At 70.4% G+C, this 20,767-nt stretch carries 4 protein-coding genes; 1 reads left to right on the top strand and 3 read right to left on the bottom strand.

Features of this window, described 5'->3' with window-relative positions; all coding sequences use genetic code 11:
- Positions 1-26 precede the first annotated feature (26 nt).
- Positions 27-740: a DUF6875 domain-containing protein gene (locus tag OV090_RS10790; RefSeq protein WP_267703504.1), complete on the bottom strand. Its 714-nt coding sequence runs from the start codon at positions 738-740 to the stop codon at positions 27-29.
- Positions 731-17,914, bottom strand: coding sequence for a non-ribosomal peptide synthase/polyketide synthase (locus tag OV090_RS10785; RefSeq protein ID WP_267703503.1), 17,184 nt, complete (start codon positions 17,912-17,914; stop codon positions 731-733). The genes OV090_RS10790 and OV090_RS10785 overlap by 10 nt, the downstream gene beginning before the upstream one ends.
- A 264-nt stretch (positions 17,915-18,178) precedes the next feature.
- On the opposite strand from OV090_RS10785, the gene OV090_RS10780 reads away from it, so the two are divergent.
- Positions 18,179-18,349, top strand: a complete 171-nt coding sequence (locus OV090_RS10780; RefSeq protein WP_267703502.1) for a hypothetical protein — start codon at positions 18,179-18,181, stop codon at positions 18,347-18,349.
- A gap of 218 nt (positions 18,350-18,567) precedes the next feature.
- Here the strand turns inward: OV090_RS10780 and OV090_RS10775 are convergent, their stop codons facing one another.
- A complete protein-coding gene (locus tag OV090_RS10775; protein WP_267703501.1) occupies positions 18,568-20,241 on the bottom strand; it encodes a multicopper oxidase domain-containing protein in 1,674 nt (557 codons plus the stop codon).
- Between the last annotated feature and the right edge of the window lie 526 nt (positions 20,242-20,767).

Below are 20,767 nucleotides of genomic sequence, written 5' to 3'. Positions count from 1 at the left end.
TCGATGTCGGGCGCGCCGTGCTCATCTCATCCTGCATGGCTCGGCGGAAACGCTGCGTCCAGGACCGCCTCCCAGTTCACCGGCAGCTGCGGGACGCCGGCGGCGGCGATGCGCGTCGTGAGCTCGTCGCGGGCGGTGATGCCGAACCGCCGGACGTAGGCCGACAGGTACTCCGGGCGGGAGAACAGGAACATCAGATCGGTGAGCTGCATCGGACGAATCACCAGCATCGGGTGCGGCGCTTCGAGCGGGCGGTAGTCGGGGTTGTGCAAGCCGGGCTCGCGGCAGCCGGGATAGAACTGGCCGATCATCAGACCCTGGGCGGTGATCTCGGGCTTCAGCGCCTGTTGCACGGGATCGATGAACTGCAGCCCCGCGTCGTTCGGCAACTCGGGGAATAGGGTCAGGATGGCGCGGAACTCGCGACCCATCCCGGCGGTGGGGAGCTCCGTGGGAAAGCGAGCCACCAGCGCGCGAATCACCGACTCCACTGCGGCGGGGCGGAGCTCCCCCTCGTACACGTGAAAGCGGATCGAGCGAAATCGGTTCAGGCCGGGCTCGACAAAGGGACACACGGACCCCTTGCGACCGATGATCGGGTTCGGCCTGGAGATGAAGGTCCTGAGCCACGTCAGCACCTCCAGCAGTTGCGCGCGAGTCGCTGCCGGGAGACCGGCGCTCTGCTCGTCGAGCTGCTCGGCGCACAACAGCCGAGCTTGCGATGGATCTGTCAGTTCCAAGACGCGTCCTCCCCGTCAACCGAGGTGCATGCGATGAGTCGCCGCAGCGACGAGAGGAACGCTTCCGCGATCCGCTCGATCGTCGAGGCCTCATGGATGGCGCTGCTGAAGCTCCAGCCGAGCCGCAGTCGCCCGTCCACCACGATGCCACTCACCACGAGCTCATGAAACAAGGCCATGTTCGGGCTGATGCTCGTATGCCCCGTCCCGTCGAAGGTCCAGGGCGAGCCGGCCTCGTACTGGCCGAGGTAGTTGAATACCATCGGCATGGGTACGGAGAGCGACGCACGTACGTCCGCGTCCGGATGCGCGTACCGCAGCCAGCCGTATCCGAGGCCCCGGCCGGGCACCGACCGCAGCTGCTCTTTCACGTCGTTCAGCAGCACCGCAGGATCGTGGCCCTGCTGCACGGTCAGCCACAGCGGGAACAGCGACGAGAACCATCCCAGGGTGCGGGACACGTCCACGTCAGCCACGACAGGCTCGCGACCGTGGTGCTGCAGCGCCACGCAGACAGTGTCTGTCGCGGAGGCGGCGCTCAGCGCCGATGCGAGGGCCGACAGCAGGACCGCGTCGATCTCCGTCCCATGCGCCGAGCCCACGGCGCGGAGGAGTGCGCGGGTGTCTGCCGGCGAGAGCTCCACCTCCACGGTGCGGCTGTCGCCGAAGGTCCCCGGCGCGCAGTCGCGGTCTCGTACGATCGGAGTCATGCGGCGAGCGCACTGCGCCTGCCAGTAGCCGAGCTCCTCCGACAGGCCGCCGCCGGCGATGAACGCGTGGAGCCGCTCGGACCACTGGCGCAGGGACGTGGTCTTGGCTCCGAGCTCCGGTGTCCGCCCGGCGATCAGCGCATCGCATGCGCGCTGCAGGTCCTCGCACACGATTCGCCACGACACGCCGTCCGTGATGAGGTGGTGGAGGACGAGGACGAGCTGCGCGCCCGCTTCGCCCAGATCCAGCCACGCAGCGCGGCAGATCGGGCCGCTGGAGAGACTCATGCCGCGCTGCAGCTCCGCCACCGCCTCGACCGCCGCGGCGTCGCGGGCCGAGCGATCCAACGCCGACAGATCGACCCGCTCGAGCACGAGGGTCGCCCCCGGCTCGTGCTCCTGAACCCACCCGGACTCGGTGCGACGATACCGCAACCGCACCGCGTCATGTTGCTCTGCGATGATTCGCAGCGCCTCTGCGGCGATCTCGGGCGAGAGCGCGGGCGGCGGCGTCCAGCGCATCGCTGGGCAGTAGTGATGCGCGTCCACTGGGTCCCCGTCGAGGAACCAGTGCTGGATCGGCGTCAGCGGCACCGTCCCGCTGACGGCGTCCTGCTCCGCCAGCACTGCGCTCTCTCGGCGCACCACCAGCGCGAGCTCGGCCACCGTCTGATGCATGAACATGTCGCGTGCAGTGAGATGGAGGCCGGCTCGCTTCGCGCGACCGATCACCTGGATCGCCAGGATCGAGTCCCCTCCGAGCGAGAAGAAGTTGTCGTGGATCCCGAGCGGCGAGCGCTGCAGCACCGCCGACCACAGCTCGGCGAGCACGCGCTCGGCCTCGGTCCGCGGCGCCACGCAGGACGTCTCGACCGCCTCACGCATCGCGTCGGGCGGCGGCAACGCCTTGCGATCCACCTTGCCGGCGGGGCTCAGCGGCAGCGCCGTGCGCCGCACGAACAGCGAGGGGACCATGTACGTCGGCAGCGCGGCCCCGAGGTGCTCGCGCAGTGCATCGTCGGTGCATCCGCTCTCGCCGAGCACCACGTGCGCGACCAGGCGCCTGTCACCGGACGCAGGTTCCCACACGACCACGGCGCACGCTCGCACCGACGGGTGCGACGACAGCACCGCCTCGATCTCCCCGAGCTCGATGCGGAAGCCGCGGATCTTGACCTGGTGATCGATGCGCCCGAGAAACTCCAGCGCTCCGTTCGCGTCCCAGCGGACGAGGTCGCCCGTGCGGTACATCCGTGACCCGGGCACCGCGGAGAACGGGTCCGGCACGAAGCGCTCCGCGGTCAGTGCGGGCCGGCCCAGATAGCCGCGCGCGAGCCCGGCTCCCCCGATGTACAGCTCGCCCGGGATGCCCACCGGCGTCTGCTGCAGGTGGTTGTCGACCACGTACAGCTGCGTATTGGCGATGCCTCGGCCGAGCCGCACGGGGCTCCGCCCGGAGTCGACGCGAGAGAGCGCGGACCAGATCGTCGTCTCGGTCGGCCCATACGCGTTCCACACCGGCGACGCCCTGCGCGCCAGCTCGACCGCCAGATCTGGCGTCATCGCCTCCCCGCCGCACAGCACCTGCAGGGGCCTCTCACCCTTCCAGCCAGCGTCCAGCACCATGCGCCACGTGGCCGGCGTCGCCTGCATCATCGTCGCGCGCGCGAGGGCGCTCACCAGCGCTTCGCCGTTGCTCGCGTCGTCGCGGGACGCCAGGTGGATCGAGGCCCCCCGGATCAGGGGCATGAACAGCTCCAGCCCGGCGATGTCGAACGACATCGAGGTCACGGCCAGCAGCGCGTCCTGGGGCCCGATCCCCGTCTGCTCGGCGAAGGAGTGCAGCAGGTTCGTCAGCGCGGCGTGCAGGATCTGGACGCCCTTGGGCCGCCCCGTCGAACCCGACGTGTACAGCACGTAGCTCGCGTGGTCCGGTCTCACGGCGACTGCGAGGGGCGTGCGCGGCTGCTGCCACGCGGGCGCGCCCGCGTCGAGGTGCACTGTCACGACCTCGTGCGGCGGAAGGCTGTCTCGCAGGCGCGCCTGCGTGAGCAGCACGGCGGGCCGCGCGTCCTCCAACATGAATGCCAGTCGCTCTGGCGGATAGCTCGGGTCGAGCGGCACGTAAGCCCCGCCCGCCTTCAAGATCCCCAACAGCCCCACCACCATCTCGAGCGACCGCTCGACGCACAGCGCCACCAGCACCTCCGGGCCGACGCCGAGTCCGCGGAGGTGATGGGCCAGCTGGTTCGAGCGCTCGTCGAGCTCGTGGTAGGTCAGCTGCTGCTCGCCGAACACCAGCGCCACCGCGGCCGGCGTCCGCCTGGCCTGCTCCGCGAACAGCTCGTGCGTGCACCGCTCTGCGGGACAGGCCGCCGCGGTGTCGTTCCACGCCGCGAGCTTCGCGTGCTCCGTCTCCGTCAGGAGGTCCAGCTGCGACAGGCGCTTGTCCGGGTGGAGCACCCCGTCCTGCACCAACACCTGCAGGTGCCTGCCGAGCCGCTCCACTGCGCCGGCGTCCACGCGGGTCGTATCGTAGGTCAGGGAGACTTCGGTCCCCTCCGCGTCATGCAGCACTCCGAGCGCCAGCGCCTGCTTCGCGGTCGCCACACCGGTGAGCGCCACGTCGAGGAGCGGTGACCAGCTGGCCGCGGCGCCGGTGGTCGGCGGCGTCACCTCGAAGAAGGTCACGTCGAACAGCGGGCTCTCGCCGGCCTGCCGCGACAGCCCCTGATCCTGCACGACCACGTCGAACGGCAGCGCCTGGTGCTCATAGGTCTCCAGCGCCGTCCGCCGCGCCCGCGCGAGCAGCTCGGCGAACGTGGGATCGTCGGCGAGGTCGGTCCGCAGCACCACAGTGTTGGTGAAGAACCCCAGCAAGTCGGCCGTGCCCGGCACCTCGCGGTTCGCAATCACTGCGCCGAGCCCGAAGTCCGTCTGGCCGCTGTACCGCGACAGCACCGCAGTGAGGGCGGCATACCAGGCCATGAAGGGGGTGCACCCGTGGGCCCGCGCGAGCGCCTGCAGCCCGCGGCTCGCCTCCGGTGGGACGCGGTGCGCGACGCTGGCTTCGAGGCCGGGGCCGCCCGCCGGCGCGGCGCGAACGATGGGCAGCTCCAGCCGCGGTACGCTCGCGAGCTTGGCCTTCCAGTAGGCCCGCGACGCCGCGAAGCCGCCGGTCGAGAGCGCCTCCTGCTCGGCGCGCGCGTAGTCGGCGAACTGGTAGGAGAGCGCCGGCAATGCCGCCGCTTCGTCGCGGCAGCACGCCTCGTACAGGCGCGAGAGCTCGGAGAGCAGCACGCCGCTGGACCACTCGTCGGTGATGATGTGGTGTTGAAGGACGAGCACGACATGGCGTTCGGCCTCCAGGCTCACGACCCGCACGCGCGTCAGCGGCCCGGTAGCGAGATCGAAGCGGGCCCCGATCTCGGCCTCCAGGTGCGCGCGCAAGGCGGTTTCCCGCGCCGCCTCGGGCAGCGCCGAGACGTCCTCCACGCGCAGCGGGATCGACACACTGTCCGCCACTCTTCGGATCAGCACGCCGTCCACCTCGGGATAGGTGGTGCGGAGGATCTCCTGCCGCTGCGCGAGCTGCTTCAGGCTCTGGCGCAGCGCCGGCTCCGAGAGCGCGCCGCGAATGACGAACACGTGCGGGACCTGGTACGACCGCGCCTCGGGCGAGAGCTTGTCGACGAACCAGATCCGCCGCTCGGTCCCCGAGAGCGCGTCGTATGCGGGCTCGGCCGCGTCGCGCGGGGAGGGAGAGAGCGCGAGCGCCGGTCGCGTCTCCGTCCCGGCGAGCAACGCCGCCAGGGCCGCGACGGTCGGCTGCCGCAGCAACGTGGCCAGAGTCAGCCCGAGCCCGAGCCTCGTCTTCACCGCCGACGCGACGCGCACCGCCAGGAGCGAGTGGCCGCCGAGCGCGAAGAAGTCGTCGTCGATGCCGATGGGCCGCACCTCGAGCAGCTCTTCCCAGATGGCCACGAGGGCGCGCTCGACGTCGGTCCGCGGCGCCATGAAGGTCCCATCCGCGCCGCGAGTCGCCTCGGGGGAGGGCAGGGCCTTGCGGTCGACCTTGCCGTTGGCGGAGAGCGGCAGGGCGTCGAGGAAGACGAACGCCGACGGGAGCATGTAGTCGGGCAGATAGCTCCGCAGGTGCTCGCGCAGCGAGGCCGCCGCGAGCGCGCTGTCCTTCGCGACCACGTAGGCGACGAGGCGGTTGTTCCCCGGCGTATCCTCCCGCGCGACGACGACGCACGACGCCACCGCGGGGTGGGACGCGAGCGCCGCCTCGATCTCGCCGAGCTCGACACGGAAGCCGCGGATCTTGACCTGATGATCGACGCGGCCGAGGAACTCGAGCTCGCCGTCCTCGTTCCAGCGTGCGAGGTCGCCGGTGCAGTACATGCGAGCGCCGGGCTGCGTCGCAAGCGGATCCGGCACGAAGCGCTCGGCCGTCATGGCGGGACGATTTAAATAGCCGCGCGCGAGGCCGACGCCGGCGAGGTGGATCTCCCCGGGCATGCCGATCGGGACCGGTCGCTTGGCGGCGTCGAGCAGGTAGAGGTGCACGCCATGGATGGGCCGGCCGATCGAGAACCTCTCGGGGCGCGACGGATCGAACCAGGCCTGGGCGGCGAAGATGCTGAACTCGGTGGGGCCGTAGGAGTTGAGGACCTGGCGGCCCTCGGCCCATTGCGCGACCAGGGAAGGCGGCGTGCTGTCGCCGGCGAGGGTGATGTGGCGCAGCGCCGGGGCGCGGCAGCGGAGCACGCGCAACATCGCCGGCGGGATGAAGGAGAAAGTGATGGCGCGGTGCTCGAGGCACTCGGCGATGCCCTCGACGGCGTCGTAGGCGTTGCTGGGCAACACGCAGGCGGCGCCGTTGCACAGCGAGAGCATCCAGTCGACGATCGCGCCGTCGAAGGCGATCGCGGCGCTGAAGAGGATGCGATCGCTGGGATGGACGGGGATGTGCTGGCGCTGGAAGGCGACGCGGGCAGCGAGGCCTCGATGCTCGTTGATCACGGGCTTGGGCTTGCCCGTCGAGCCCGAGGTGAACACGACGTAGTTCGCATTCTCGAGGGTCACGCCGCTTTCGGGCGGGGTGATCGGTTGCGAGGCCCATTGCGCCGCATCGGCGTCGAGCCGCACCACCGTCACGCCGGGCGCCGAGAGCCGGACGTCCGCGTGCGTCAGCAGCACCGGCGCCTCGGCCTCGGCCAGCAGCAGGGAGAGCCTGTCCGGCGGAGACGACGGGTCGAGCGGCACGAAGGCGCCTCCGGCCTTCAGGATCGCCACCAGACCCACCACCATGTCGAACGACCGCTCGACGCACACCGCGACGCGCACCTCGGGCCCGACGCCGAGCGTGCGCAGGTGGTGCGCCAGCCGGTTGGCCTGCGCCTCGAATTCGCCGTAGCGCAGCTGCAGCCCGTCCTGCTCGAGCGCCACGGCCTGCGGGGCCTTCACGGCCTGCTCGGCGATCAGCTCGTGAATGCACCGGGCGGCCGGATCGGTCGGCGGCGTGTCGTTCCACGCCGCGAGTTTTTCAATCTCCTCGTCGGTCAGCAGCTCGAGCTCGGAGACGCGTCTGTCCGGGTGCGCCGCTGCGTCGCTCACCAGCGTCCTCAGGTGGCCGCACAGCCGCTCGGCCGCCGTTCGCGAGACGCGCGTGGTGTCGTACAGGACCTCCACCAGGGTCCCCTCGGCCCCGTGCTGCACGGACACGGCCAGCGCGTTCTTGGCGGTCGCCAGCCCCTGCGGCGCCGCGCCGAGGCGCGGTGACCAACCGGACGCAGCAATGGTGGTCGGCGGCGTCACCTCGAAGAAGGTCACGTCGAACAGCGGGTTCTCGCCGGCCTGTCGCGACAGCCCCTGATCCTGCACGACGACGTCGAACGGCAGCGCCTGGTGTTCGTAGGCGTCGAGGGCCGTCCGCCGCGCCCGCGCGAGCAGCTCGCGGAAGGTCGGATCGCCCGCGAGGTCGGTCCGCAGCACCACCGTGTTGGTGAAGAACCCCAGCAGGTCGGCGGTGCCCGGCACCTCGCGGTTTGCGATCACCGCGCCGAGCCCGAAGTCCGCCTGGCCGCTGTACCGCGACAGCACCGCCGTGAGGGCGGCATACCAGGCCATGAAGGGCGTGCATCCGTGGTCGCGCGCGAGCGCTTGCAACCCGCGACTCGCCTCCACCGGGACGCCGAGCGCGACGCTCGCTTCGGGGCCGCGGCCAGGGGCGGTGCGGACGATGGGCAGCTCCAGCCGCGGGACGCCTGCGAGCCTGTCTTTCCAGTAGGCCCGCGACGGCGCGAAGCCCCCGGTCGTGAGGGCTTCCTGCTCGGCGCGTGCATGGTCGGCGAACTGGTAGGAGAGCGCCGGCAGTGCCGCCGCTTCGCCGCGGCAGCACGCCTCGTACAGGCGCGAGAGCTCGGCGAGCAGCACGCCGCTCGACCACTCGTCCGTGATGATGTGGTGCTGGAGGACGAGCACGACGTGGTGCTCGGCCTCCAGGCTCACGACCCGCACGCGCGTCAGCGGTCCGGTCGCGAGGTCGAAGGGGACCGCGATTTCGGCCTCCAGGTGCGCGTGCAAGGCGACCTCTCGCGCCGCCTCGGACAGCGCCGAGACGTCCTCCACGCGCAGCGGGATCGAAGCGCTCTCCGCCACCCTTCGGATCAACACGCCGTCCACCTCGGGATAGGTGGTGCGGAGGATCTCCTGCCGCTGCGCGAGCTGCTCCACGCTCTGGCGCAGCGCCGGCTCCGAGAGCGCGCCGCGGACGACGAACACGTGCGGGACCTGGTACGACCGCGCCTCGGGCGCGAGCTTGTCGACGAACCAGATCCGCCGCTCGGTCCCCGAGAGGCCGTCGTACGCGGGCTCGGCCGCGCCGCGCGGGGAGGGTGCGAGCGCGGCCACGGGCGCCGGTCGCGTCTCCGTCCCGGCGAGCAACGCCGCCAGGGCCGCGATCGTCGGTCGCTGAAGCAACGTGGCCAGAGTCAGCCCGAGCCCGAGCCTCGCCTTCACCGCCGACACGACGCGCACCGCCAGGAGCGAGTGGCCGCCGAGCGCGAAGAAGTCATCGTCGATGCCGATGGGGCGCGCCTCGAGCAGCTCCTCCCAGATGGCCACGAGGCCGCGCTCGAGGTCGGTGCGGGGCGCGATGAATGTCTCTGCCGCGCCCCGGGTGGTCTCGGGAGAGGGCAGGGCCTTGCGGTCGACCTTGCCGTTGGGATTGAGCGGCAGCGCGTCGAGGAAGACGAACGCCGCGGGGACCATGTACTCCGGCAGCCTCGCGGCGAGCGACGCTCGCAGCTCGCTCAGGGTGGCGTCGTCGCCGGCCACGTAGGCCACCAGGCGCTTGTCGCCGGTCGCGTCCTCGCGCGCCACGACGACGCAGTCGCGCACGGAAGGGTGCGCCGCGAGTGCGGCCTCGATCTCGCCGAGCTCGATGCGGAAGCCGCGGATCTTGACCTGGTGATCGATGCGGCCGAGGAACTCGAGCGCGCCATCGTCGCGAAAGCGGGCCAGGTCACCGGTGCGATACATGCGTGCGCCGGGCTCCGAGAACGGATCGGGCACGAATCGCTCCGCCGTCAGGCCGGGGCGGCCGAGGTAGCCGCGGGCGAGCTGCACGCCCGCGAGATACAGCTCGCCGGCGACGCCGACGGGGACCGGGCGAAACGCAGCGTCGAGCACGTAGGTGCGGGTGTTGTCGATCGGCCGGCCGATCGGCACCGGCCCCGTCTCTTCGGACCGGCAGGTATGGCTCGTGACGTCGATCGCAGCTTCGGTGGGACCGTAGAGGTTGTGGAGCTCGCCGCGGTTGCCCGCATACCAGGCCTCGCGCAAGTGGGCGGGCAATGCCTCGCCGCTGGCGAAGACGTGGCGGAGCGACGCGCGCTCGCGGGGCTCGGTCGCCGCCAGGAACACGCCGAGCATCGACGGGACGAAATGGATCACGGTGACGCCGGTCGTCGCGATGAGGGCGGCGAGGTAGCGCGGATCTTTGTGCCCCTCGGGCGCGGCGATCACCATGCGGGCGCCCTCGAGCAACGGCCACCACAGCTCCCAGCCGGACACGTCGAACGACAGCGGCGTCTTCTGCAAGATGGCGTCGCTCGGGTTCAGGCCGTAGGCGCGCTGCATCCAGCGCAGGCGATTGTCGAGGCCGCGATGGGTGTTGAGCACGCCCTTGGGGCGCCCCGTGGAGCCCGAGGTGTAGATGACGTAGATCGCGTGATCGGGGCCGACGTCGACCGCAGGGGACGTGGACGGTTGCTGCTGCCAGGTGGGCGCATCGAGATGCACGACCACGTCGTGCGGTGGAAGGCTGTCCCGCAGGCGCGCTTGCGTGAGCAGCACTGCGGGCCGCGCGTCCTCCAGCATGAAGGCCAGGCGCTCTTGCGGATAACTCGGGTCGAGCGGCACGTAGGCTCCGCCCGCCTTGAGGATGGCCAGCAGCCCCACGAGCATCTCGAGCGACCGCTCGACGCACAGGCCGACCCGTACCTCCGGACCGACGCCCAGGCCGCGCAGGTGATGGGCCAGCTGGTTCGAGCGCTCGTCGAGCTCGCGGTACGTCAGCTGCTGGACGCCGAACACCAGCGCCACCGCGTCCGGCGTCCGTGCGGCCTGATCTTCGAACTGCTCGTGGATGCACCGCGCCGGCGGATACGCCACCGCGGTGTCGTTCCACGCCGCCAGCTCCGCGTGCTCGGCCTCCGTCAGCAGGCCGAGCTCCGACAGGTGCCTGTCCGGGTGCGCGACCATGTCGAGGAGGACGGTTCGCAGGTGGCCCCAGAGCTGCTCGATGTCTTCGCTGCGGAGCGCTGAGGGTTCCCACATCCAGCGCAAGTCGAGGGTCGTTCCAGCAGCCACCGTGATGGCGAGCGGGTAGCTCGTCTGCTCGAACGCCTGGAAGTCCTCGATCGGCAGGACCTCGGCCTGCTGCGCCGCGTCGTCCACCGGGTAGTTCTCGAACACGAGGAGCGTGTCGAACAGCGCGCGACCTCCACCCACCGCGCTCGCGCGCTGCACCTCGTACAGCGGGGTCGCCTCGTGGGCGCGCAGCTCGACCTGCTCGGCTTGCAGTCGCTGCAGCCATTCGACGACGCCCTCCGAGCCGGACCATCGCGCCCGCAGCGGCAACGTGTTGATGAACAGGCCCACCATCCGCTCGATGCCGCGGAGAGGCGCGCCGCGACCCGAGGTCGTCATGCCGAAGACGACGTCCGTGCGCCCCGTGGTGCGTCCGAGGACCTGCGCGAGCGCCCCTTGCACCACAGTGTTCAGGGTCAGCCCATGCCGCCGGGCAAAGGCCGTGATCGCCTCGGTCTCGGCGGCGGTCAGCGCGGTGTCGCGCTGCCTGTGCTCGCGCGTCGCCTCTGCAAGCGTCGCGGCGAGCGGCGGGAACGGCAGCCGCGTCGGCTCCTCGACGCCGGCCAGGTACTGGGCGAAGAACGCCGACGACGCGTTCTGGTCTCGCGTCGCGAGCCAGGCGATGTACCGCTCGTAGGCCACCGGCTCCGGCAGCGCGAGTCGACGCCCGCCCCGGTGCGCAGCATAGGCGGCCTGCAGCTCTCCGAGCACGACCGGCATCGACCAGCCGTCGGCCAGGATGTGATGCGTGGTCTTCACCATCCACGTGCTGCCGCCGGGCATGCGCACGAGCACGACCCGCGCCAGCGGGGCCCGCCCGAAATCGAAGCCGGCCGCCCGCTCGTCGCGCCGCAGGGCCTCCCACCGCGCCTCCGCCTCGATCGCGTCCAGCGAGGACCAGTCGTAGGTCGGCATCGCGAAGGCGACGCTCCTGCGCACCACCTGCAGCGGCTCCGGGACGCCCTGCCACAGGAAAGACGTCCGATACACCGCGTGGCGCGCGAACACGGTCTTCCACGCGCTCTCGAGCGCCGCGGCGTCCACGTCGCCTCCGAGCTGCAGCGCGAGCTGGACGGTGTAGGTCGGCGACTCCGGCTCGTTCAGGGCGTGGAACAACAGCCCCGCCTGCAGCGGCGAGAGCGGGTAGACGCTCTCGACGTCGCGCGTGGCCCCGAACAGCCCGTCCAGCGCCGGCTGCTCGAGCCGCGCGAGCGGGAAGTCCGAGGGCGTGTATCCGAACGCTTCGCTCGCCGTGCAGTGAGCGATGATTCGCCGCAGCGAGGCGACGAACCGAGCTGCGAGCCGCGCCACCGTCGAGTCGTCGTGGATCGCCGAGCTGTACGTCCATTCGAACCGCAGCCGTCCCTGCCACACGCCGCCGTTCACCGCCAGTGCGTGCCACAGCGCCATCCGCGAGCTCGAGGTCCGCCCCGTCGGCTCCGTCGCCGGTCCGAACATCCCCCGGCCCTGCGCCCCCATGTCGAACTGCCCGAGGTAGTTGAACACCACCGGCGGATCTACCGAGAGTGAGGCGCGCACCGCCTCGTCCGGGTGCGCGTACCGCAGCCAGCCGTAGCCGAAGCCGCGGTTCGGCACCGACCGCAGCTGTTCCTTGACGCCCTTCAGCAGCGCCGCAGGATCGTCGGTCGCCGGAGCCGTCAGCCACACCGGGAACATCGACGTGAACCACCCGACGGTGCGGGACACGTCCACGTCCTCGAGCAGCGCTTCGCGTCCGTGCCCTTCGAGGGTGACGCACACCGTGTCCGTGTCGCAGAACGCGCTCAGCGCCGCTGCGAGCGCCGAGAGCAAGACGTCGTTGATCTCGGTGCGGTAAGCCGCGCTCACGTCGTGCAGGAGCGCCCGGGTCTCGGCCTCGGACAGCTCCACGTCCACGGTGCGGCTGTCTCCGACCGTGCCCGGCGCCGCCTCGTGGTCCTGCGGCAGCGGCGTGATGCCCCGCGCGCACTGAGCTCGCCAGAAGTCCTCCTCCTGCGACAGGCCGCCGGCAGCGACGAACGCGTGCAGCCGCTCCGACCACTGCCGGAACGAGGTCGTCTTGGCCGCGAGCTCCGGCGTCCGACCGGCCAGCAGGGCCTCGCAGGCGCGCTCGAGGTCCTCGTGCAAGATCCGCCACGACACGCCGTCCACCACGAGGTGATGCACGACGAGCAGCAGCCGCTTGCCCTCGTCGCCCAGATCCAGCCACGCCGCGCGGGCCACTGGCCCCGCGGACAGCGACAGGCTGGCTTGCAGAGCGTCCGCCGACGCCTCCACGGCCGCCCTGCGCGCGCCAGGTGGCAGCGCCGAGAGGTCCGTCCGCTCGAGCGGCAGCGCCACCTCCTCCGCGTGGCTCTGCACCCACCCGGACTCCGTATGGTGATACTGCAATCGCAGCGCGTCGTGCTGCCGCAATACGAACTGCAACGCCTCGGCCACGAGCGCGGGCGACAGCGCGGACGACGGCGTCCACATCCAGGCCTGATTGAAGTGGTGGGCGTCTTCGGGGTCCTTGCCCAAGAACCACTGCTGGCTCGGCGTCAGCAAAGCAGTGCCGGTCACCGCCTGCTCGGCCACGGCCGCGCTCGATCTGCGCGCCACCTGCACCAGCTCGGCGACCGTCTGGTGCATGAACATGTCGCGCACGGTCACGTGCAAGCCAGCTCGCTTGGCCCGACCCACCACCTGGATCGCCAGGATCGAATCTCCGCCCAGCGAGAAGAAGTTGTCGTGGATCCCCACCGACGCGACGCGCAGCACCTCCGACCAAACTTCCGCGAGCGCTCGCTCCGCTTCGGTGCGCGGCGCGACGTACGACGTGTCCACGGCCTGCCGCGTGTCCTTGGGGGCAGGTAGCCGCTTGCGGTCGACCTTGCCGTTGGCGGAGAGCGGCAGGGCGTCGAGGAAGACGAACGCCGACGGGAGCATGTAGTCGGGCAGGTGGCTCCGCAGGTGCTCGCGCAGCACGTTCGCCGCGAGCGCGCCGTCCTGGGCGACCACGTAGGCGACGAGGCGCGTGCTGCCCGGCGTATCCTCTCGCGCGACGACGACGCACGACGCCACCGCGGCGTGGGACGAGAGCACCGCCTCGATCTCGCCGAGTTCGACACGGAAGCCGCGGATCTTGACCTGATGATCGGCGCGGCCGAGGAACTCGAGCTCGCCGTCCTCGTTCCAGCGCGCGAGGTCGCCGGTGCAATACATGCGGGCGCCGGGCTGCTCCGAGAACGGATCCGGCACGAAGCGCTCGGCCGTCATGGCGGGACGATTCAAATAACCGCGGGCGAGGCCGACGCCGGCGAGGTGGATCTCCCCGGGCATGCCGATCGGGACCGGTCGCTTGGCGGCGTCGAGCAGGTAGAGGTGCACGCCATGGATGGGCCGGCCGATCGAGAACCTCTGCGGCCGCGACGGATCGAACCAGGCCTGGGCGGCGAAGATGCTGAACTCAGTGGGGCCGTAGGAGTTGAGGACCTGGCGACCCTCGGCCCACTGCGCCACGAGGGAAGGCGGCGTGCTGTCGCCGGCGAGAGTGATGTGGCGCAGGGCCGGCGCGGGGCAGCGGAGCGCGCGCAACATCGCCGGCGGGATGAAGGAGAAAGTGATGGCGCGGTGCTCGAGGCACTCCGCGATGCCCTCGACGGCGTCGTAGGCGTTGCTGGGCAACACGCAGGCGGCGCCGTTGCACAGCGAGAGCATCCAGTCGACGATCGCGCCGTCGAAGGCGATCGCGGCGCTGAAGAGGATGCGATCGCTGGGATGGACGGGGATGTGCAGGCGCTGGAAGGCGACGCGGGCAGCGAGGCCTCGATGCTCGTTGATCACGGGCTTGGGCTTGCCCGTCGAGCCCGAGGTGAACACGACGTAGTTCGCATTCTCGAGGGTCACGCCGCTTTCGGGCGGGGTGATCGGTTGCGAGGCCCATTGCGCCGCATCGGCGTCGAGCCGCACCACCGTCACGCCCGGCGCCGAGAGCCGGACGTCCGCGTGCGTCAGCAGCACCGGCGCCTCGGCCTCGGCCAGCAGCAGGGAGAGCCTGTCCGGCGGAGACGACGGGTCGAGCGGCACGAAGGCGCCTCCGGCCTTCAGGATCGCCACCAGACCCACCACCATGTCGAACGACCGCTCGACGCACACCGCGACGCGCACCTCGGGCCCGACGCCGAGCGCACGCAGGTGGTGCGCCAGCCGGTTGGCCTGCGCCTCGAATTCGCCGTAGCGCAGCTGCAGCCCGTCCTGCTCGAGCGCCACGGCCTGCGGGGCCTTGGCCGCCTGCTCGGCGATCAGCTCGTGAATGCACCGGGCGGCCGGATCGGCCGGCGGCGTGTCGTTCCACGCCGCGAGTTTTTCAATCTCCTCGTCGGTCAGCAGCTCGAGCTCGGAGACCCGTCTTTCGGGGTGCGCCGCCGCGTCGCTCACCAGCGCCCTCAGGTGCCCGCACAGCCGCTCGGCCGCCGTTCGTGACACGCGTGTGGTGTCGTACAGGACCTCCACCAGGGTCCCCTCGGCCGCGTGCTGCACGGACACGGCCAGAGCGTTCTTCGCCGTCGCCAGCCCCTGCGGCACCGCATCGAGGCGCGGCGACCAACCGGCAGCGGCGCCGGTGGTCGGCGGCGTCACCTCGAAGAAGGTCACGTCGAACAGCGGGTTCTCGCCGGCCTGCCGCGACAGCCCCTGCTCCTGCACGACGACGTCGAACGGCAGCGCCTGGTGTTCATAAGCGTCGAGGGCCGTTCGCCGCGCCCGCGCGAGCAGCTCGGCGAACGTGGGATCGCCGGAGAGGTCGGTCCGCAGCACCACCGTGTTGGTGAAGAACCCCAGCATCCCCTCGGTCCCGGCGATCTGGCGATTTGCCACCACCGCGCCGAGCCCGAAGTCCCGCTGGCCGCTGTACCGCGACAGGACCGCCGCAAGCGCGGCATACCAGGCCATGAAAGGGGTCGCGGCGCTCTCGTGGGCGAGCGCCTGCAGCTGGCGGCTCGCCTCCGGCGACAGGCGGAGCGAGGCCTGCCCTTCGGGCCCCGAGACCGCTGCCGAAGCGGGAGCGACGATCGAGAGGTCGAGCCGAGGAACGTCGGAGAGGGCCGCTCTCCAGTAGGCCCGTGACGCTGCGAGCCCGTCGCCTGCGAGCGCCGACCGCTCCGCGCGCGCATAATCCGAGTACTGGTAGGCGAGGGGAGGCAGAGCGGCCGTCTCTCCGCGGCACGACGCTTCGTACAGGGACGAGAGTTCCGCGAGCAGCAGCCCCCAGGACCACTCGTCGGTGATGATGTGATGCTGATGCACCACGACGACGTGCCTGTCTGCGGCAGTCGTCACGGCCAGGACACGGGTCAGGGGCCCGCGCTCGAGGTCGAAGCGGGCCTCCACCTCCGCGGCGAGCATCGCCCGCAGCGCCGCATCGCGCTCCGCTTCGGGCAGCGACGAGACGTCCTCCACGCGGATCGGGATGCGCACGTCGTCAGACACCTCTCGCCGCGGCGTGCCGTCCACCTCCGGATAGGTCGTGCGAAGGATCGGGTGGCGCAATGCCAGCACGCGCACGCTCTCTCGCAGCGCCGGAGCACACAGCGCGGACGCCACCTCGAACACGTGCGGGATCTGGTACGACCTCGCCTGGGGCGACAGTTTCTCCAAAAACCAAATGCGCCGCTCCGTGCCCGAAAGGCCCTCGAACGGCGCCTCACCGTCCGCTCGCGGCGAGAGGCCGAGCTGCGGCGCCGGTCGCTCCGCCCTCGTGTCCAGGAGGGCCGCCAGCGCCTCGATCGTCGGGTTGCGAAGCAGCGCGGCCAGGCTCGGCGCGCTCCCGAACCGCGCCTGGATGGCGGACACGACGCGAAAGGCGAGGAGCGAATGACCACCCAGCAGGAAGAAATTGTCGCTGACGCCGACGGGGCGCACCTCGAGCAGCTCTTCCCAGATGACCACGAGGGCGCGCTCGACGTCGGTGCGGGGCGCGATGAATGTCTCTGCCGCGCCCCGGGTGGTCTCGGGAGAGGGCAGGGCCTTGCGGTCGACCTTGCCGTTGGGATTGAGCGGCAGGGCGTCGAGGAAGACGAACGCCGCGGGGACCATGTACTCCGGCAGCCTCGCGCCGAGCGACGCTCGCAGCTCGCTCAGGGTGGCGTCGTCGCCGGCCACGTAGGCCACCAGGCGCTTGTCGCCGGTCGCGTCCTCTCGCGCCACGACGACGCAGTCGCGCACGGAAGGGTGGGCCGCGAGCGCGGCCTCGATCTCGCCGAGCTCGATGCGGAAGCCGCGGATCTTGACCTGGTGATCGATGCGGCCGAGAAACTCGAGGGCGCCGTCGTCGCGAAAGCGGGCCAGGTCGCCGGTGCGATACATGCGTGCGCCGGGCTCCGAGAACGGATCGGGCACGAATCGCTCGGCCGTCAGGCTGGGGCGGCCGAGGTAGCCGCGGGCGAGCTGCACGCCCGCCAGATACAGCTCGCCAGCGACGCCGACGGGGACCGGGCGAAACGCAGCGTCGAGCACGTAGGTGCGGGTGTTGTCGATCGGCCGGCCGATCGGCACCGGCCCCGTCTCTTCGGACCGGCAGGTATGGCTCGTGACGTCGATCGCAGCTTCGGTGGGACCGTAGAGGTTGTGGAGCTCGCCGCGGTTGCCCGCATACCAGGCCTCGCGCAAGTGGGCGGGCAATGCCTCGCCGCTGGCGAAGACGTGGCGGAGCGACGCGCGCTCGCGGGGCTCGGTCGCCGCCAGGAACACGCCGAGCATCGACGGGACGAAATGGATCACGGTGACGCCGGTCGCCGCGATGAGGGCCGCGAGGTAGCGCGGGTCTTTGTGCCCCTCGGGCGCGGCGATCACCATGCGGGCGCCCTCGAGCAGCGGCCACCACAGCTCCCAGCCGGACACGTCGAACGACAGCGGCGTCTTCTGCAAGATGGCGTCGCTCGGGTTCAGGCCATAGGCCCGCTGCATCCAGCGCAGGCGATTGTCGAGGCCGCGATGGGTGTTGAGCACGCCCTTGGGGCGGCCCGTGGAGCCCGAGGTGTAGATGACGTAGATCGCGTGATCCGGGCCGACGTCGACCGCAGGGGACGTGGACGGTTGCTGCTGCCAGGTGGGCGCGTCGAGATGCACGACCACGTCGTGCGGTGGAAGGCTGTCCCGCAGTCGCGCTTGCGTGAGCAGCACTGCGGGCCGCGCGTCGGCCAGCATGAAGGCCAGGCGCTCTTGCGGATAGCTCGGGTCGAGCGGCACGTAGGCTCCGCCCGCCTTGAGGATGGCCAGCAGCCCCACGAGCATCTCGAGCGACCGCTCGACGCACAGGCCGACCCGTACCTCCGGACCGACGCCCAGGCCGCGCAGGTGATGGGCCAGCTGGTTCGAGCGCTCGTCGAGCTCGCGGTACGTCAGCTGCTGGACGCCGAACACCAGCGCCACCGCGTCCGGCGTCCGTGCGGCCTGATCTTCGAACTGCTCGTGGATGCACCGCGCCGGCGGATACGCCACCGCCGTGTCGTTCCACGCCGCGAGCTGACGCAGCTCGTCCGAGGTGAGCATGGGCAGGTGCTCGATCGGGCGCGTCAGGTCGGCCGCGGCGGCCCAGGGGAGCACGCCCGCGGCGGTGTCGGGGCTGCCTGCGTCCTGCGGTGCCGCGACATACTGCTCCGACCTCGGCTCGAACCCCCGAACGTCCCGGCTCTCGTCGTGCATGCTCATCGTAGGTCCTGATCGATTCCCCTGGCATCCATTCGCGCGCAGGCCATGCCGAGCTTCGCACCGATCACGGGATGCAGCCGGTGCCCGCGGGTCGACCTCGGGATCCACCGGCCTTGGTGATCGATCTCGGCAACCTCGCCTTCCTCATCCTCGAGTGCGATGGCGATGCCGCCGCCGCTGACGCTCTGCAGGGAGCCGGAGCTTGCCGTCATCGAGGAAAACCGCGTTCACATTCGTCTCGTCTTCGACGAGAGAAAAGACATCATCGTGCTGCGGGCGTGGGTGCCCCGCGGCCTGCCCGTGACGGTCTTGTCGCCGTTCCTGCCATAATTCGTTCGAAATTCGCATCGTTGAGAAATGGCGGATTGCTCGGGGCAAATCGAACGAGGCGTGGTGTGCTGACGTCATCGAGCGGTGGGTGGGCGCCCAATGGGCGCCCGACGGGCGCCCGACTGGTCAGTGTAGAGTGCGATTGCACGCATGCCCACGCGCGTCGGCGATCCTATTGACTCGGGCGAGGTGGCAGTTTCTCGTCCTTCTTTGGAGACTCATTCGGAGTCACACGAGTCGTCCACCGGCGGCGCCGGGCAGGCCGCCTCCTGCACCTCGACGATCTGCATCATGCCTTCGTCCTCGTGCTCGAGGATGTGGCAGTGCAGCACGTACTGTCCCTTGTAATGCAGGAAGCGCGACAGGAACTTGAGGGTGCCGTCGGCGTTCATGCCGTTCGTGGGTATGAGGCAGGTGTCGCGCCAGATCGGCTGGGCCGGAGTCTTCCCGTTGATGGACGTCACGAGGAACGAGTTGACATGGATGTGGAAGGGATGAACCGTCGCTCCCGCGGTGTCGGTGACCTTGTTGACGAGCGTCCATTCCTCCACGGCGTCGAGGAGGATGCACTGGTCGACCCGGCTCATGCAGAACGGCCTGCCGTCGATGAGGAAGTGCGCTCCGGCGGCGTCCTGGGTCACCGTGAACTCGACCTGGCGGGTGTTCGTGACCTCGTTGCCGGGCTTCGCCATGTCGTCGAACGACGGGTAAAGCGCGGGCGGCGTGAGCACCTGGGGGATCTGGAGGCTCGTGTCCGGATCTCCCGAGACGACCACGGTGGCGAGGACCTGCGGCGCCCAGCAGACGAAGTCGAGGTAGCCGAGCGCCACCATCTGGTAGGTGCCCGCCTCGAACTGGACGAGCATGTCCACGCGGCCGCCCGGCGGGATGACGTACTCGACCTCGGAGACGGGGTCGGCGAGCGGCATCTTCAGGGGCGCGCCGTACGTGATCCCGTCCGTGGCGACCTGGTAGTACGTGGCCGACTTCGCCCGCAGCTCGTCCCGGTTCAGCATGGGCGGGCCGTTCGAGGAGGCGCAAGAGTAGCCGAACGGATCGTAGTCAGGCTTCGGCAACGACGTGGTGGGATCCAGCTGATCGTCCGGCACGCGGAGGAAGGCGACGTCCAGCGGGGCACGAAATCCCGTGTGAAGCAGCCGCAAGCGCTGCACCTCGCCCGGGCGCATGCGAAGGATCGGATCGAGCTGGCCGTTGACGTGGAAGAAATCATCGATGCCAGGAGGAAGGGGACCGGCATGGCCCATCTCCCCATACGTAGCGAGGCGGGTCTTGCCATCGCACGAATCCATGGTCTGGATCATGTACTCGCCGACGACGAGGAGCTGCTCCTTGCCCTGCCCCGGCCCGGGTTCGGGAGAGAACAGCCTGTCGAGGTCGTCTCTCTCCTCGTCGCGGATGATGATCGCCCCGACCATGCCACCTGCCACCTGGATCGCCGTCGATCCGTGCATATGCGGGTGGTACCAGTAGGTCCCGGCGGGGTGATTGGCCTTCGTCCCGTCCGGCATGGCGATGTCTCGCGGGATGTCGAAGACGAAGTCGTAGCTCTCACCAGGACCGATGATCAAGAAGACGTCATCTCCGGGCGGCCCGGGGTCGACGTGCAGGCCGTGCGTGTGGAGGTTGGTCGAGTTGTTGTGCGTGCCCGCCCCGTGCCCGCCGCCGTGCCCGCCGCCGCCGCCGCTGCCCGTGGCGCAGTCGGGGGGGTCCACGGCGCTGTCGTCGTCCGGAAGAAGGTTGATGAGCTTCAGCTTGAGCTGGTCACCCGGGCGGAGCTCGATGGTCGGGCCCGGGACCGTCCCCGTGTACGGCGCATCGCCGAGGCTCGACTCGCCCCGATTGACCTTCAGACCCGTGTACGCGCGGGTCATGAACGTATGCTGGCCCACCGTCACTTCGGTCTCTGTGATGGTCAGCTCGATATCGAGGACGCCGTCCCGAGAGCGGACGCTGGCGGGCGTGAAGAGCTCTCCATTCGAAACCGGCCGCGGAGCGTCGTCATCCCCCGGACTGCAACCTGTGAGCTCGGGGAGCAAGAAGCTCGCGCCAAGCGTGGCGCCCAGCGAGAGGAAGCCGCGCCGATCGAGCGTCAGCGCGACATGGGACCGGTTGTTGCCAGGCGAAGGTTTCTTCTGAGAGGTCATAAAGCTTCTCGTCGAGCCTCGGGGTGGATGGGTCCGCCCGGTTCAGGTTCCGCCGGAGGACGACCGGCCATAGGGAGGCTCAGAGGTGAAGAGCCAGGACCCTCCGGTTGCGATCCAAAAAACTTCGAACTTTTTTCGTGCCCTTGCGGGCGCATCTTCGCGCTCGCTCGACGGGGCGACCCCGCCCGGCCGCGGGCCCCGTCTCGGGTGGCTACGGATCAAGCGGAGAGCGTCGGGCTAAACCCCGCCCCGC

This window comes from Nannocystis sp. RBIL2, assembly GCF_026626745.1.
In the GTDB taxonomy this organism is placed as follows: domain Bacteria; phylum Myxococcota_A; class Polyangia; order Nannocystales; family Nannocystaceae; genus Nannocystis.
Note: the sequence above shows the minus strand (reverse complement) of the source record. Positions and strands in the feature narration are given on the sequence as shown.

What these genes read in the sequence shown, in the direction of transcription:
- OV090_RS10780 (WP_267703502.1), top strand. Translation starts at nt 18,179, where the DNA reads ATGGCGATGCCGCCGCCGCTGACGCTCTGCAGGGAGCCGGAGCTTGCC.
- OV090_RS10775 (WP_267703501.1), bottom strand. Translation starts at nt 20,241, where the DNA reads ATGACCCGCGCGTACACGGGTCTGAAGGTCAATCGGGGCGAGTCGAGC.